The sequence below is a fragment of the Porticoccus sp. W117 genome (genome assembly GCF_030341905.1).
In the GTDB taxonomy this organism is placed as follows: Bacteria; Pseudomonadota; Gammaproteobacteria; order Pseudomonadales; family Porticoccaceae; genus SCSIO-12696.
In genome coordinates this window covers 20,770-35,153 of sequence record NZ_JATAAF010000006.1, presented here as the reverse complement: position 1 = coordinate 35,153, position 14,384 = coordinate 20,770, and the positions used below count along the sequence as shown (strand labels likewise).

General features: G+C 53.9%; 16 protein-coding genes. 7 read left to right on the top strand and 9 right to left on the bottom strand.

The annotated features are described in order from the left end of the window. Window positions 1-145 precede the first annotated feature (145 nt). Complete coding sequence (gene rsxA, locus QSV34_RS06240) at window positions 146-721, bottom strand: electron transport complex subunit RsxA (RefSeq protein ID WP_289152937.1); 576 nt, start codon at window positions 719-721, stop codon at window positions 146-148. Window positions 722-1,125: 404 nt separating this feature from the next. Here rsxA and QSV34_RS06235 point away from each other — a divergent pair, with 404 nt between their 5' ends. Together QSV34_RS06235 and QSV34_RS06230 are read left to right on the top strand one after the other, a co-directional pair. After that, complete coding sequence (locus QSV34_RS06235; protein ID WP_289152935.1) at window positions 1,126-2,619, top strand: CRTAC1 family protein; 1,494 nt, start codon at window positions 1,126-1,128, stop codon at window positions 2,617-2,619. A 22-nt stretch (window positions 2,620-2,641) separates the two neighbouring features. Further along, window positions 2,642-3,178, top strand: coding sequence for a DUF2937 family protein (locus QSV34_RS06230; protein WP_289152933.1), 537 nt, complete (start codon window positions 2,642-2,644; stop codon window positions 3,176-3,178). A 299-nt stretch (window positions 3,179-3,477) separates the two neighbouring features. On the opposite strand, the gene QSV34_RS06225 is transcribed toward QSV34_RS06230, so the two are convergent. The 7 genes from QSV34_RS06225 to QSV34_RS06195 all read right to left on the bottom strand — a co-directional run bounded on the left by QSV34_RS06225 (window position 3,478) and on the right by QSV34_RS06195 (window position 9,014). Then, a complete protein-coding gene (locus QSV34_RS06225) occupies window positions 3,478-4,137 on the bottom strand; it encodes a 2-thiouracil desulfurase family protein (protein ID WP_289152931.1) in 660 nt (219 codons plus the stop codon). 14 nt (window positions 4,138-4,151) lie between these two features. Then, window positions 4,152-4,877 carry an SIMPL domain-containing protein gene (locus QSV34_RS06220; RefSeq protein ID WP_289152929.1) on the bottom strand — a complete coding sequence of 242 codons (726 nt, stop codon included), beginning with the start codon at window positions 4,875-4,877 and terminating at the stop codon, window positions 4,152-4,154. A 55-nt stretch (window positions 4,878-4,932) separates the two neighbouring features. Next, window positions 4,933-5,847 carry a tyrosine recombinase XerC gene (gene xerC / locus QSV34_RS06215; protein ID WP_289152927.1) on the bottom strand — a complete coding sequence of 305 codons (915 nt, stop codon included), beginning with the start codon at window positions 5,845-5,847 and terminating at the stop codon, window positions 4,933-4,935. A gap of 217 nt (window positions 5,848-6,064) precedes the next feature. Then, window positions 6,065-6,763 carry a DUF484 family protein gene (locus QSV34_RS06210; protein WP_353738359.1) on the bottom strand — a complete coding sequence of 233 codons (699 nt, stop codon included), beginning with the start codon at window positions 6,761-6,763 and terminating at the stop codon, window positions 6,065-6,067. Then, a complete protein-coding gene (dapF, locus tag QSV34_RS06205; protein ID WP_289153143.1) occupies window positions 6,760-7,569 on the bottom strand; it encodes a diaminopimelate epimerase in 810 nt (269 codons plus the stop codon). Before dapF ends, QSV34_RS06210 begins: the two co-directional genes overlap by 4 nt. 31 nt (window positions 7,570-7,600) lie before the next feature. After that, the gene (gene lysA, locus QSV34_RS06200; protein ID WP_289152925.1) at window positions 7,601-8,869 is read right to left on the bottom strand and encodes a diaminopimelate decarboxylase; all 1,269 of its coding nucleotides are present in this window, start codon (window positions 8,867-8,869) and stop codon (window positions 7,601-7,603) included. Window positions 8,870-8,885: 16 nt separating this feature from the next. Continuing rightward, complete coding sequence (locus tag QSV34_RS06195) at window positions 8,886-9,014, bottom strand: lipoprotein (RefSeq protein WP_289152923.1); 129 nt, start codon at window positions 9,012-9,014, stop codon at window positions 8,886-8,888. A 51-nt stretch (window positions 9,015-9,065) separates the two neighbouring features. Here QSV34_RS06195 and QSV34_RS06190 point away from each other — a divergent pair, with 51 nt between their 5' ends. Together QSV34_RS06190 and cyaY are read left to right on the top strand one after the other, a co-directional pair. After that, on the top strand, window positions 9,066-9,236 hold the full coding sequence (locus tag QSV34_RS06190; protein WP_289152921.1) for a hypothetical protein: 171 nt from the start codon (window positions 9,066-9,068) through the stop codon (window positions 9,234-9,236). A gap of 146 nt (window positions 9,237-9,382) precedes the next feature. Next, window positions 9,383-9,703, top strand: a complete 321-nt coding sequence (gene cyaY / locus QSV34_RS06185) for an iron donor protein CyaY (protein WP_289152920.1) — start codon at window positions 9,383-9,385, stop codon at window positions 9,701-9,703. Here the strand turns inward: cyaY and QSV34_RS06180 are convergent. Beyond that, on the bottom strand, window positions 9,700-11,865 hold the full coding sequence (locus QSV34_RS06180; protein ID WP_289152918.1) for a sensor domain-containing phosphodiesterase: 2,166 nt from the start codon (window positions 11,863-11,865) through the stop codon (window positions 9,700-9,702). The genes cyaY and QSV34_RS06180 overlap by 4 nt on opposite strands. A 176-nt stretch (window positions 11,866-12,041) precedes the next feature. Here QSV34_RS06180 and QSV34_RS06175 point away from each other — a divergent pair, with 176 nt between their 5' ends. From QSV34_RS06175 to QSV34_RS06165, 3 genes are all read left to right on the top strand, one after another. Next, on the top strand, window positions 12,042-12,311 hold the full coding sequence (locus tag QSV34_RS06175) for a hypothetical protein (protein ID WP_289152916.1): 270 nt from the start codon (window positions 12,042-12,044) through the stop codon (window positions 12,309-12,311). 176 nt (window positions 12,312-12,487) lie between these two features. Next, on the top strand, window positions 12,488-13,555 hold the full coding sequence (locus QSV34_RS06170) for a sensor histidine kinase (RefSeq protein WP_289152914.1): 1,068 nt from the start codon (window positions 12,488-12,490) through the stop codon (window positions 13,553-13,555). Window positions 13,556-13,596: 41 nt separating this feature from the next. Then, the gene (locus tag QSV34_RS06165; protein WP_289152912.1) at window positions 13,597-14,331 is read left to right on the top strand and encodes a LytR/AlgR family response regulator transcription factor; all 735 of its coding nucleotides are present in this window, start codon (window positions 13,597-13,599) and stop codon (window positions 14,329-14,331) included. Window positions 14,332-14,384: the final 53 nt, after the last annotated feature.

Below are 14,384 nucleotides of genomic sequence, written 5' to 3'. Positions count from 1 at the left end.
GCTAAAACCAAGCACTCTGTAGGTCGGTCTTTAGGCCGACACACATCTGTACTACATAGCGCCTTTTTTGTCGCCCTGAAGGCCGACCTACAGGCTGCCGCACCTAAGCGTGCGACGTGCGACGTCAGACGTGCGACCTGCTTTTTCATACCAACCCCCCAAAGCCCATAAACGCCAGCGACATCAACCCGGCGGTAATCATGGCGATGGCGGCACCTTTAAAGGGGGTTGGCACATCCGCCACTGCCAGCCGTTCGCGCATGGCGGTAAACAGAATCAACACCAGGGAAAAGCCCACCGCCGCGCCAAAGCCATACAGGGCGGACTGGAAAAAGTTGTGTACTTTGACGGTATTCTGCAGCGCCACACCCAATACGGCACAGTTGGTGGTAATCAGCGGCAAAAATACCCCCAGGGTGCGATAAAGCAGAGGACTGGTTTTTTCGATAAACAAGCGAGTGAACTGCACCACGGCGGCGATCACCATAATAAAGGCAATGGTGCGCAGGTATTCGATGCCCAGCGGCTCCAGCAAAAGTGCATTCACCAGATAGCTGGCAATGGAAGCGAGGGTGAGCACAAAGGTGGTGGCTGCCGACATGCCGATAGCACTTTCCAGCTTGTTGGACACACCCATAAATGGGCACAGGCCGAGAAATTGCACCAGTACAAAGTTGTTCACCAGAATGGTGCTGATCAGTATGACGGCGAATTCTTGCATTAGGATCCGGGCTGGCTGCGACTGAGACGGGTGAGAAGTGTATCTGTAGCGGCTTATTACTCACAATAGGGTATTATCTGCTATCGCACTGGAAGCGTCCAACATCAAAAAGCCAGTGCGGTAGATTGGGGAAATACTTCTGTTGAACAGGTATATCGCACGGCAAACCAAAAGGGTTCGCTATGCGTCAATCATCAAAAAACTTTCTGATATTCAGCGGCTTGTTGCTACTGCTAACCGGCTGTGGAGGTGGGGGAGGTGGCAATTCAGCGCCTCAGCCAACTCCAACTTCACCACCTACATCGAACCCTCCGGCCACCCCGCCTGTGGCAGGGGCTCCCCCTGCCGGTAGCCTGTTTTCGGATATAACCCCAGCAACAGGGCTTGCCTATGCAGTGCGTTACGTGGGCAGAAATCAACTGCACCCAGAAATCGAGGATATTGCTGGCGGCGTTGCTGCGGGTGACTATGATAATGACGGCTTGATCGATTTATTCATTGTGCGCGGAGATATTGGCCCCAACCTGCTGTATCGCAATATGGGCAACAACCAATTTGAATCCGTTGCCGATGCTGCCGGTTTGGCCTACACCCGCTCAGCTACTGAAAATTATCGGCACAGCGGCCCCACTTTTGTCGATCTAGATGGCGATAACGACCTGGATTTGTTTATAGGTGGCATTCAGGGTGATCCATCGATGATATTTGCCAATAACGGAGATGGTACTTTCAGTGATGTGACGGCGGGTTCCGGGATTGATGGTATGGCTGCTGCACAGACGGTGTCAGCAGCATTTGGAGATTACGATTTAGACGGCGATCTCGATATGTTTATCAGCCACTGGTCTGAAGAAAGAGATCAGAATAACCCCGGTGATACCGAGAACCTCTGGCGCAACGACAGCAGTGCTGGTGTTATTCGCTTTGTCAGTGTCAGCCTGTCTTCGGGGCTGTCGCCATCCATTATTAATTTGCCAGATTCACTGGTGGTCTCCCCAGGTTTCGATTTCAGTTTCGCGCCTACCTTTGCTGACGTTAACAATGATCGCCTGCCAGATATTCTCAGCGTGGCGGATTTTAATCAGAGTCAGTACTTTACTAATAATGGCGATGGCACTTTTAGCAATGCCACAGATGTGGATGTAATGATCGACAACAACGGCATGGGGTCGGCTGTCGCAGACTACGATAATGATGGCGATCTCGACTGGTTTGTGTCCGCTATTTATGCACCTGCAGTCAGGCCGGAGGCGGTTGGCAATCGCCTGTACCGAAACAATAACGGTGTGTTCGAAGATATCACTGATTCGGCAGGTGTAGCCGACGGTGGCTGGGGCTGGGCGTCCTGTTTTGTGGATGTTGAAAACGACGGTGACTTGGATATTTACCACACCAATGGGTGGAAAGACACCAGCTACGCGGGGGATTTTAACGACGATGCCAGCCGCGTGTTTGTCAATCAAGGTGATGGTACTTTTGTGGAAAGTGCCTTGTCGTTAGGGTTGGCGGATACCTATCAGGGTCGCGGTGCGGTCTGCGCTGATTTCGATAACGACGGCGACAGCGATATTTTTCTCTGGCATCTGGATGATGATAACGGTGCGTTGTTGTTGCGTAATGAGGGCGATGGAAATAACTATTTGAAAGTCAAACTCAGAGGGCGAGCACCTAACACCGAAGCGGTGGGAGCGCGCATCAAAGTCACCATCGCAGGAGTGGCCCAAATGCGGGAAATTAATGTCGGCAGCAATTTTGTTTCCCAAAACCCTACTGTGCAGCTATTTGGTTTGGGTACAGCATCGCAAGTTGATGATTTGGTCGTTGAGTGGCCAGACGGGACGGTGTCTAACCATGGTATTGTACAAGCCGGGCAATTATTGGAACTGAATCAGCCTTAATATAGGGATGCGAGGAATCACCATGAGTAAACTCAACCACTACCTGTCTATGATCGTTTTTATGGCGGCAGTGATGGTGGGGGTTCAGGTGCCCAACTTTGTTGATCAATACGTCAAGCGGGTAGACGCGCATCTGGCGGAGGTGGAAGCCAATTTCAGCAAATACCAGGAAGCGGCGAATGAGTTCCACGGTGGTTCTATTGAGGAACTGATAGACCTGTACGATTCCGAGAATAACCCCTCATTCCAGTGGGGAGCAGAAGCCATCCGCAACAGCCACCAACGCCTGCAACGCTTTCGTCTGGAAAGCAGAAGTCTGCAAACGGATTTCTGGGGTCAGTTAGTATTTGTGGCTTTGCACGGCGATCGTGAATTGTTGGCTGACACCCAGAGCAACTACTCCCCCAACGTGCCTTTGAATGCTAATGCGGCTATCTGTGGCCTGGGTGCAGGTGTGCTGGCGGCGATTTTGTATGAGCTGCTTTTGCTGCTGATAAGACTGCCGTTTGGCCGCCGCTACAAACCCATGCCCACAGCGCGGCAGCGGCATACGCATTAATAACCCGGTTCTTTAGCTCGCAAAGAACTCAAAATTTGGTCATTGCTGCCTGCGGGCACTGCTGTCCGGAATAAACTCCCAGGCCGTCATTGCGAGCGCAGCGAAGCAATCCAGTGTCTTTTAACACGCTGATTTATAAGCAAAGCCACTGGATCGCCGCGCTGCGCTCGCGATGACGAAATTTTTAAGTCTCTCTGCCATCCATTTGGCAATAGAGCTTACGCAACAAGGCTTTACAGTAAGGCCTTTAATTTATTCCGGACAGTAGTGCGCATGCGCGGGAATGACGGTAGCTATGTTTAACCCGTCATCGACGCCACAAAATCCCTGGCTTCACTCTGGGTCAAGGTCAGCAGATTATCAAACATCTCCCGCGCTCCCTGGGCGCTCATATTGGTGTCTTCCAACAGTCCTTGCTGGCTGCCGTCTGACAGGGATTGTGCCAGTTGGCAACAGGCCACAAACAGACGGCAGCGCCAGCCGCTGTTGAGCCAGCTCTCTTCAATAATGGGAATGCCCGGAAAGTGCAGTCCCAGTTGTTCGGCGAATAGACCATTGCTGGTATCGATGGAGTTGCCGGTGCCATCGTGAATGGGGGTGGAGCCAAAACCGCAGCTGGGGGAGCGACTTTTCAAAATAAAACCACTGAGGCTGGATTGCTGTTGCAGGTAGCTTTTGCTGCTGTGATTGAGGGCCTGGGTGACATCCAGCTTGCGGTCGTTAACCCCCAGGGCAAAGGTGAGGTTTTCAACTTTCACCAATTGCACTGGCGGCCTGGGAACCCCCAGTTTGGCGGCTACTTCCGGGCAGAATGGCTGTAAATCCAGGTGGGTTTGCAGATGCTGTTCAATCAGAGGTTGGTACTTGTTGCCACCATCGTAGCGAACGTTATCGCCGGCCAGGCAGGCACTGAGGCCTACCCGGGGTTTGGTTTTTGCGCTGTTATTGTGTTCCGTCACTGAGCTACCTGTGATCAGTTATTCACAATCAGATCAAATGTTACCTGAATATTATCGGAAAAGGTGATTTCGTCGGGGAGGTACGTGGCCGATGACACGCTGTCTGCCATTAATGACATGGCTCTCGCTGCATGTCGTCCTTCCATATGTTGTTCCAGACCAAAATTGGCCTGTCGGCTGTGGTACTGGATATTAACGATATTGCCCAGTTCGGCACCATAGGCGTTCGCCAGGGCAGCGGCTTTTTGCTTGGAGTTTTCAATGGCGTTTTTGCGAGCTTGATTAATGTGCTTGTCGGCCTGTGATGATTCGTAGCGTACCTGGTTAATATTCTCGATGTTGTGGCTTAACGCCAGATCCATAATGTCAGTCAGCTTATCGAGGTTTTTGATGGTAATGGTTAAATCGCGCGTCGCCGTATAGCCGATAAATGTGCGTTTCGAACTCAGTTTGCTGTATTCAAAACGTGGCTGGGTTCGTACCCCTGAGGCAATAACGTCCTTGCTTTTAAGACCATGTTTTTTAAGCCCAGCTAACAAATCGTTTACTCGTTTGTCTGCTTCGGATTTTGCATCCAATGCCTTTTTACGCTGTACGCTAACCGATAAAACCAGTTTTGCCATATCCGGTTTTACCTTCACTTCACCATAGCCGTTGGTATGAATCAAACGGCGGTCGTATTGGTCGGCGACGGCCAGCATGGGCAGTATCAGTGAAAAAGCGATCAATAATTTTTTCATAACGCAGATTCCTTGTTTGTTGTCTTCCGGTAAACGCTACAACCACCGCTTGGGGTTACTTGGTTTTTCGCTTTTGTGCTCGCGGGTGTGCTTTGTCATACACCTTGGCCAGGTGTTGGAAATCCAGATGGGTATATACCTGAGTGGTGGAGATATTGGCGTGGCCCAGCAACTCTTGCACAGCCCGCAAGTCGCCGCTGGATTCCAGCAGATGGCTGGCAAAGGAGTGGCGCAACATATGGGGGTGGACCTTGCCGTCCATGCCCTGTTCCAGGCTCAACTTTTGCAGGCGTTGCTGTACAGTGCGCGGTGATATGCGGTTGCCCCGTTTGCTGACAAACAATGCCTGATGATCACTGAGGGGGATTTCCCGGCGGCGCTTCAGCCAATCTTGCAAGGCTTTTAAAGCAAAGCGGCCGATGGGCACCAGGCGTTCTTTGCGGCCCTTGCCCAACACCCGTGCGCTGCCTTCGCCCATATCGATATGAGCCAAATCCAGCCCTACCAATTCTGCCAGCCGCAGGCCGGAGGAATAAAACAGTTCCACCATGGCGCGGTCGCGGCAATCAATCCAATCGTCAGTGCTGATTTCCAGATATTGCTGGGTTTGATCTGCATCCAGGGTTTTGGGCAGTTTTTGTGGTGATTTTGGGGCGCGAATACCGCTGGCGGGGTTGAGTTGTAAACCGTATTTACGGCTGGCAAAGGTAAAGAAGCTGCGGCTGGACGACAACCAGCGCTGCAGGCTGCTGCCACTGAGCCCCTGGCGGTGCAATTGCCCCAGGCAGAGACGAATATCGGAAGGGGTAATATCTTCCAGCCGCTCAATGCCCTGTTGCTGGCAATAGTCTTGCAGTTTTTTCAGGTCGCGTCGGTAATTGGTAATGGTATGAGGAGAGGCGTTGCGCTCCGAGCGCAGATAACGCTCGAATTGATCGAGTTGCTTGGCGAATGGTAGAGAGTCAACCATGCCTTAGTCCTGTTATCGTCATTCCCGCGCAGGCGGGAATCCATATACCACCTTACTTCAAGGCTTGGGTGCCATACTCAACATGGATCCCCGCCTGCGCGGGGATGACGTCCTTTGGGGGATTATGTCACCCTGAGCGTAGCGAAGGGTCTCACAACTTGAAGAGCCGCAGAGATCCTTCGCTGCGCTCAGGATGACAAAGGGGCAAGCCCCTTTGTCATTTAATAAACTTCGGCAATATCCGATTCAGCACTTCGGCGATATAGCTCAAAAACAGGGTACCCATGCTACTGCGGTAATAATTGGGGTCGGAGTTGCCGATGGCGAGAATGCCGTAGCTTTGGCCGCGGGTCAGGGGTACAGCGGCCACTGAGCCGATTTCACCGGCCTTGTTGCCGAACAGAAATTGCAGCTCTTCCTGGCGCAGTACGCCGCAGATGGCGCGGTTGCTGCGCAGCAACGTGCCTACCTGATTTTCCGCTTCTTCCAGGCCCACCACGCGGGCGGGATTGTCTGGCAGGCGGGTGGTGTCGGTGAGCAGCACCAGGCTGAAGTACTGCAACTGATAGTCGTTGCCAAGGCTTTCGTAGAGGGTGTCTACCAGACTGTTGATGTCGCGAGAGTCCAGCAGGTTGAGCACCAGGCGTTTGGTTTTTTCAAACAGCTTGTCGTTGGTGCGTGCCGCTTCCAACAGGTTGTTGAGGCGCTGGCGCATCTCCATATTGCGTTCCCGCAACACTGCTACCTGGCGTTCCACCAGGGACACTGCGCGGCCACTTTCGTGGGGCAGCTGAATCAGTTCCAGCAAGTCCGGGTGGTTTTCAAAAAAATTCGGGTTGTCCTGCAGATACGCCTTGATGGCGGCGTCATCTATGCTGGTCTTGTTCATATTGGAGTGTTCGTTGTCGGCTGTCATATTCTTATACGCCCTTGATACACCGTGGATGCTGGCCCGGTCATTGTGACACTTTGGCCCTCCCCCTGCCACTGGATTTGCAGACTGCCGCCGGGCAGATTGACCGTTACCTGAGCGTCCAGCAAGCCCTGCAGACAACCGGCAACCACGGCCGCACAGGCGCCGCTGCCGCAGGCCAGGGTTTCTCCGGCGCCGCGTTCATAAACCCGCAGATTGATCTCGTTGCGGCTGACAACTTCCATAAAACCGGCGTTGACTCGCTGGGGAAACTGCTCATGGTTTTCAATCAGCGGCCCCAGTTCTTCTACCGGGGCGGATTGGATGTCGTCCACCACGCAAACCGCGTGGGGGTTGCCCATGGAAACCGCACCTATGGTCAGTTGTCGACCGGCAACCGGCAAACTGTAGCTGTTGGCGCGAGAATCTGCCCGAAAAGGAATATGTTGCGGCTCCAGTTCCGGTACGCCCATATCCACTCGGTAGTGGTTGTTGGCCTCGCAATGCAGCTCAATGGTGCCTTTGCAGGTTTCCACTTTCAGGTGCTGTTTACCGGTGAGCTTGCGGTCGCGCACGAACTTGGCGAAACAACGTGCGCCGTTGCCGCATTGTTCCACTTCACTGCCGTCGGCATTGAAGATGCGATAGCGAAAATCCATCTCCGGTTGGCTGGGTGGTTCTACCAGCAGAATCTGATCGCAGCCCACGCCAAAATGACGATCCGCCAGTTTGCGCGCCTTGTTACTACACATGGCAAACGGTTGGGTGACTGCGTCGATCACCACAAAGTCGTTACCCAGGCCGTGCATTTTGCTGAAATGGACCAGGTTCTTACGCGAGTTAGCCACTGTGTTCACCCTTGTCGGGTAACAGGCACTCACCGCGAATCAGGTCTTCAAAGCTCTCCCGGCGGCGCACCAGATGGGCGCGGTCGCCATCCACCATCACCTCGGCGGCGCGGCAGCGGCTGTTGTAGTTGGAACTCATGGCAAAGCCATAGGCTCCAGCACCGCGCAGGCACAGCAGGCTGCCGGGCTCAAGGGCCAGTTCACGATCTTTGGCGAGGAAATCGCCGGTTTCACACACCGGGCCAACCACATCGTAGTGGCGGCTGGGCAAGTCGGCATTGGGCTGTACCGGTTCGACCTTCATCCACGCCTGGTAAAGCGCCGGGCGCAGCATATCGTTCATGGCGGCGTCCACCACGGCAAAATTTTTGTGCTCTGCCAGTTTCACTACGTCCACGCGGGTGAGCAGCACACCGGCGTTGGCGGCGATGGAACGGCCTGGCTCAACAATCAATTTCAGGTCGCGACCTTCCAAGAAGGGCAGCAAGTCGGCCATGTACTGATCCGGGTGGGGCGGTTGTTCGTCTTTGTAGGGCACACCCAAGCCGCCGCCGATATCCAGGTGTTGCAACACAATGCCTTCCGCGGCCAGTTCGTCCACCAGCAGCAGCACCCGTTGCAGGGCGTCCACAAAGGGGGTGGATTCAGTGAGCTGCGAGCCGATATGGCAATCCACGCCAATCACATGCAGGTGGGGCAGGGCATGGGCCAACCGGTACACAGTTTTCGCCGAGCGAATGTCGATGCCGAATTTGTTTTCTTTCAGGCCGGTGGAAATATAGGGGTGGGTGCCGGCGTCCACATCCGGGTTTACTCGCAGTGATACCGGTGCCACGCAGCCCAGTTCCCCAGCCACCCGGTTAAGGGTTTCCAGTTCGCCCTGAGATTCCACATTAAAGCAGTGAATACCCAGCTGCAGAGCGCGAGCCATTTCGTGGGGTTGTTTGCCGACACCGGAAAACACCACTTTGGCCGGGTCGCCACCGGCATGGAGAACCCGTTCCAGCTCGCCGCCGGAAACAATGTCAAAACCGGCTCCCAGCCGTGCCAGTACATTGAGTACGGCCAGGTTGGAATTGGCTTTGACGGCATAGCAAATCAGGTGGTCGCGATCCGCCAGGTTTTTCTGGTAAGCCTGAAAGTGGCGGGTCAGGGTGGCACGGCTGTATACGTAGGTTGGTGTACCGTACTGTTCGGCAATGCTTGCCAGCGGCACTTGCTCGCCGTACAGCTCGCCGTTTTGGGCGTTGAAATGATCCATGGGTCGGCTCTGTTAATTATGGGTTGGAAACGTGGCTGGTTGAGGGCGGCGGTTTTAACGGCCCCTTATTGCCACAACCCACGCCTCCCAGGCTGACAAGCAGCAGTGCCGCAATCAGCAGCCGACAGGGTGTAAAACGGTTCATGGTGTCTGTATCGTGCAAAAATTGATGAGTGTGTAGTGTATTGGATAGATTATGGATTTAAAAAGCCCCCAGAATGCTCACAGCAAGGCGCTGTTTGCAGGCAATGTAGGTACCTTGTCAAAAACAGCAACACCGCTGTGGGCATTCTGGGGGCTTCCCTTCGGGCGAGCCGGAAAGCGGTCATCTGCTTTGTTGCATTTTTTTGAAATAGGCTGGCTATGACTGCAAAAATGCGTCGCGCATATGACCGCTTTCCGACTCGTTTAAACCACAATCTATCCGATACACTACACAGAAGTATACCGGCCATATTCCGGCACGTATACTTCGTCCTTTAAAACAAGACCTTACCGGGATTCAGAAGCGTCATGAACGAAAGCGAATTCACCCAGATTGCCGACCAGCTGATGATCGATATTGAAGAGGCGGTGGACGCCAGTGGCACTGATATCGATTACGAGGGTAATAATGGCGTGCTGACGCTCACCATGGAAGCTAATGGCTCGGTGGTGATTGTGTCGCGCCAGACCGCTGTGGCGCAGATATGGGTGGCGGCGCGCAGTGGCGGCTTTCATTTTGTGTGGCAGGGCGAACACTGGCACTGCACCACCACCGGTGAGACCTTACTGCAGCTGATGAACCGGGTGTGTACGGAGCAGGCTGGCGAGGCCGTTGAGCTGGTTTTTTAACCAACCGCAACGTTGAGCTGTTCGGCCCACTTCTGCAAATAAGGCAGCACCTGTTCGGCCTCAATGGGTTTGGAAAAGTAAAACCCCTGGGCGTAGTTGCAGCCCAGTTCCATCAACTTATTCAGTTGTTCCTGGTCTTCCACCCCTTCGGCCACTACCTTCAGATTGAGGCTGCGAGCCATGGCGATAATGGTGGATACCAAAGTCAGGTCGTCCTCCCGGTTGGTGAATTCGGCGATAAAGGAGCGATCGATTTTGAGAATGTCCACCGGGAACTTGCGCAGATAGCTCAGTGAGGAGTAGCCGGTACCAAAGTCGTCAATGGCAATTTGCGCACCGGCATTCTTGAGTTTGTTGAAGTAGCGCTTCTGATCCAGATTGTCTGGCGCCAAGATGCTTTCGGTTACTTCAAAGCAGATGGCACTGGCGGGCAGTTGGTGATCTTCCAGTACGTCCAGCCAGTTGGGTTCCGCTTCGCCAGAGCGTGGAAACTCCTTGGCGGAACGGTTGATGGCAAACTGCAGGTTGGTGAAACCCGCCCGTTGCAACTGACGCAAAAGCTCACAGCTTTTTTCCAGAATGATTTCGCCAATTCTGGGAATCATGCCGAACTCTTCTGCCACCGGAATAAATTCCACGGGCGAGATAAATTTCCCCTGATGCTGCCATCGCGCCAGCGCTTCAAATTTTTCAATCTGGCCGTTTTCGATATTGATGATTGGCTGGTAGGCGACGCCGATGTCTTTGGCGGCGATGGCTTCTTCCAGCTGATGTTTCAACACCAGGCGCCGTTCCGCCTGTTGCTGCATGGTGGCGGTAAAGAAGCTGAAGCAGTTTTTGCCGCGGTTTTTGGCGTTGTACATGGCCTGGTCGGCGTAGCTGAGCAGCTTGTCCGGGTTGTCGCCATCCTGCGGGTAGGCGGCGATGCCAATGCTGCCAGTGATGGTGACCGGGTGGTGATCCAGTTGGAAGGGTTGTGCCAGTTGCTGCAGCAATTTGTCGGCAATCACTTCCGCGTCCTGAGCACTTTCCATGTCGTTGACGATGATGGTGAATTCGTCACCTCCAAGGCGCGCTACGGTATCGCTCTCCCGCAGTCCTTCGGTCAGGCGTTTGGCCACCAGCTGCAGCAGTTGGTCCCCGGCCTGATGACCGAGGGAGTCGTTGATGGTCTTGAACATGTCCAGGTCGAGAAACAGCACCGCACAGTGTTTCAGGTGGCGCTTGCTCATCTGTATGGCGTCGTTGAGACGGCTCAGCAACAGGTGGCGATTGGGCAGTTGGGTCACCGGGTCGTAGTTGGCCTGGAAGCGGATTTTCTGTTCTGCGGCTTTGCGCTCGCTGATGTCGGAAATCAGGATGGCGTAGTATTCGATACTTCCCTGACTGCTTTTTATAGGGTTGTTGGTTTGCCAGGCGGGAAACAGGTCGCCTTTTTTATTCACTCCCCAGACTTCACCAGACCAACGACCTTCTCTGGCACTGGTATGCCAGATGTCCTCGTAAAACTCCTCGCTGTGGTAGTCGCTGCGCAATATGCTGGTGTGTTTGCCGATCAGCTCATCGGCGCTGTAGCCGGTAATGCGGCTGAAGGCGGGGTTGGTGAGAATAATATGGCGATTGCGGTCGCACAGGGCAATGCCTTCGCCGATGGTTTCAATAATGGTGTCTGCCAACAGCAACTGCTGTCGTTTTTTGATGTGCTCCAGGTGGCTGGCAATCAGCTCTGCTGCCATCATAAACAGGGCGCGGATATTTTCTTCACTCCCCAATGGCAGGCTGTTGGCAAACAGGGCGCTGAGAATACCGACGACTTTACCTTCGCTGTCTATCAGGGGAACCCCTGTATAGGATGTGACGCCGAGGTCCACCAACAGGGCATCTTTGGGGTACTGTTGTTGGACATCGCCGTTGATCAGGCACACTTCACCACAGTAGACATCGGCGCAGGGGGTGTCTTTCAGGTCGTAGACAATATTGTCTACTGGCTCGCCACTAACCACATAGGCCAGGGTGCTGCAGGTGTGGCCATCGGTACCCAATTCACCAATCAGCACATGATCGGCGCTGAGGGACTGTGCCAGTCGGGTGGCGGTGGTGGCGAGGAAGTTGCTGTCCTCGGTGAGGTTCCAGTTGATTCCACTGAGTTTGATATCGTCCACGACGCTCTGCTTTTTTATGGTTATGGTGGAGGTTGTAACTGAGTATATCGGCACCGACCCGGCAAAAATTAAGCCCAGGTCTCATAATTATTGACCCGCAAAATTGTGAACTGGTCGCTGATATGGCTTGGCCATGGGTCTATATTGACAACAACACTGCAATTTGTGAGCACAGTATGGAAATCAACAGCGCACTCAATGCCGGTTTGCAAGGTATACAGAACAGCCGTCAGCAGCTGGATCAGACCGCAGCCGAGATTGCCGGAGTTGCCGTGACTGACAGCCGTCAGCCCGGTGATAGCCAAAGTAGCCGCCCCGCGTCAGACGTGAATGTGGCGGAAAAACTGATTGAATTGCGTGAACAGGAGCTGGCCTTCAAAGCCTCTGTGGAGGTGGTTCGCAGTGCTGACCAGGTGCTCAGTGAATTTGTCGACGATATTGTGTAACCGATTTTCTTCAGTAAATTTTCTTATCTTGCTGTTTTCCCAATAAAAATCATACTCTATTCCCATTGCCGGAAGCGGCAATTGGGTTGATACTGCGGCGCTGAACGGTAACTGCAAAGCCAGCTGCCGATAATAAAAACCATAAACAGCCAAACCGGTTGACCCCGGGATACTCTATGGATCTGGACGAATTCGAGGGGCACTTGCCCACCCCTGTGCCGGACTCGCTGCTGCCTAATTTGTGCCGCGGCGGCGAGGGATTGCTGTCGGTTATTGTGATCACCGAATTGCTGGCTATTCTGATTGTGATCGCCGGCAGCGGCGTGGCTGGTTTTGATTGGAGTCAGTTGGGCAAAGTTTCCATGCTGGCTTTGTGGATTTCTCTGCTCAGCGCGGTGGTGCTTTGTAAAACCCGCCGACTCTTTGCCCGTTGGGGGCTGCGCATGGCGGCCATCGCCAGCCTGGTGGCTATTGTGTTGGTGGCATTGGTATGCAGCGCTCTGCTCATGTGGCTAACAAAACTGTTGGGTATTGGCAGCGGCTTCGACAGCTTGCAATTGCTGGATATTGCCGTGGTGACGGTGATACCGGCGGGCATCCTGTTGCGCTACCTGTATCTGCAACAGCAGCTGCGCCTGCAGCAGAAGGCAGAACTGGAGTCCCGTATCCAGGCGTTGCAGTCACGCATTCGCCCGCACTTTCTGTTCAACAGCATGAATATGATTGCTTCGCTGATTGGTTCTGACCCGGCCAAGGCGGAGCGGGTGGTGGAAGATCTTTCTGATCTGTTCCGATGTGCCCTGAGCGAATTTCACACTCTGGTGCCGTTGCGAGATGAGCTGACTTTGTGCCGCCGCTATCTGGCCCTGGAGGGGTTGCGTCTGGGGGATCGCCTGAAAGTGGAATGGCAGATTGGCGATTACGGCGAAGAAGTGCGTATCCCCTCACTGGCGTTGCAGCCGGTTTTGGAAAATGCCATTTACCACGGTATTCAGCTGCTACCCGATGGCGGCACCATCAAAATATCTTTGCAGCGTGAGGGCAATCGCCTCACTTTTGAAGTGAATAACCCGCGCTCACCCATTATGGAAAGCCATCGTGGCAGCCGTACGGCGCTTACCAATATTCGCCATCGCCTGGAAGCGCACTTCGGCAGCAGCGCTACAGTTACTGCAGAAGAAGGCGATAATTGCTACATTACACGGATCAGCTACCCGGTAATTGATTCAATCGCGGAAGTATAAGAACAAGCTGCTTTTTGCAGACGAGAATGATTGGGGGAAACATGAAGGTCCTGATAGTCGATGATGAACCACTGGCGCGGGAACGCCTGGCCAGAATGACCGGTCTGGTGGAAAACTGCGAAGTGGTTGGCCAGGCGGGCTCAGGCAGCGATGCCATTGAACTGGCCCGTATGTTGTCGCCGGATGTGATTTTACTGGATGTGCGCATGCCTGGAATGGATGGCTTGGCGGCTGCACAGCACATGGCGGAATTTGACCCTCCCCCCGCGGTTATCTTTTGCACTGCTTATGACGACTACGCGGTGCAGGCGTTTTCTTCCCAAGCAGTAGGCTACCTGTTGAAGCCGGTGAAACAACCGGATCTGGAACAGGCAATTTCCCGCGCCCGACGCCTCAATAAAGCCCAGCTCGATGAACTGGAGCAAGTGCCTGGGCTGTCCGGCCGCCGCGCCCATGTGAGCTCCAAAAACCGCCGTGGTGTTGAGCTGGTGCCGGTGTCCAATATTCGCCTGTTTCAGGCAGACAACAAATACGTGACTGCCTACCACACCGAAGGCGAAGCGCTGCTGGATGAAACTCTGAAAGACCTGGAGGCGGAATTTGCCGGACTGTTCGAGCGCATTCACCGCAACGCCCTGGTTTCCATCCCCCATATCGAAGGCTTGGAACGCAATCAGGATGGCCAGTACTTTGTGCGCTTGGCGGGGTTGGATATCAAGCCGCAGGTGAGCCGGCGGCATGTGTCGCAGCTTAGGAAGTTGTTGGATAAACTCTAAAATCGCATCGGGCGGCGGGCTACGAGCTGCTAGCAGTATGTGCCAAATAAAAA

Coding starts and splice junctions, on each gene's coding strand:
- rsxA (WP_289152937.1), bottom strand. CDS start 721: ATGCAAGAATTCGCCGTCATACTGATCAGCACCATTCTGGTGAACAAC.
- QSV34_RS06230 (WP_289152933.1), top strand. CDS start 2,642: ATGAGTAAACTCAACCACTACCTGTCTATGATCGTTTTTATGGCGGCA.
- QSV34_RS06220 (WP_289152929.1), bottom strand. CDS start 4,877: ATGAAAAAATTATTGATCGCTTTTTCACTGATACTGCCCATGCTGGCC.
- xerC (WP_289152927.1), bottom strand. CDS start 5,847: ATGGTTGACTCTCTACCATTCGCCAAGCAACTCGATCAATTCGAGCGT.
- QSV34_RS06210 (WP_353738359.1), bottom strand. CDS start 6,763: ATGACAGCCGACAACGAACACTCCAATATGAACAAGACCAGCATAGAT.
- dapF (WP_289153143.1), bottom strand. CDS start 7,569: ATGCACGGCCTGGGTAACGACTTTGTGGTGATCGACGCAGTCACCCAA.
- lysA (WP_289152925.1), bottom strand. CDS start 8,869: ATGGATCATTTCAACGCCCAAAACGGCGAGCTGTACGGCGAGCAAGTG.
- QSV34_RS06195 (WP_289152923.1), bottom strand. CDS start 9,014: ATGAACCGTTTTACACCCTGTCGGCTGCTGATTGCGGCACTGCTGCTT.
- QSV34_RS06190 (WP_289152921.1), top strand. CDS start 9,066: ATGGATTTAAAAAGCCCCCAGAATGCTCACAGCAAGGCGCTGTTTGCA.
- cyaY (WP_289152920.1), top strand. CDS start 9,383: ATGAACGAAAGCGAATTCACCCAGATTGCCGACCAGCTGATGATCGAT.
- QSV34_RS06175 (WP_289152916.1), top strand. CDS start 12,042: ATGGAAATCAACAGCGCACTCAATGCCGGTTTGCAAGGTATACAGAAC.
- QSV34_RS06170 (WP_289152914.1), top strand. CDS start 12,488: ATGGATCTGGACGAATTCGAGGGGCACTTGCCCACCCCTGTGCCGGAC.
- QSV34_RS06165 (WP_289152912.1), top strand. CDS start 13,597: ATGAAGGTCCTGATAGTCGATGATGAACCACTGGCGCGGGAACGCCTG.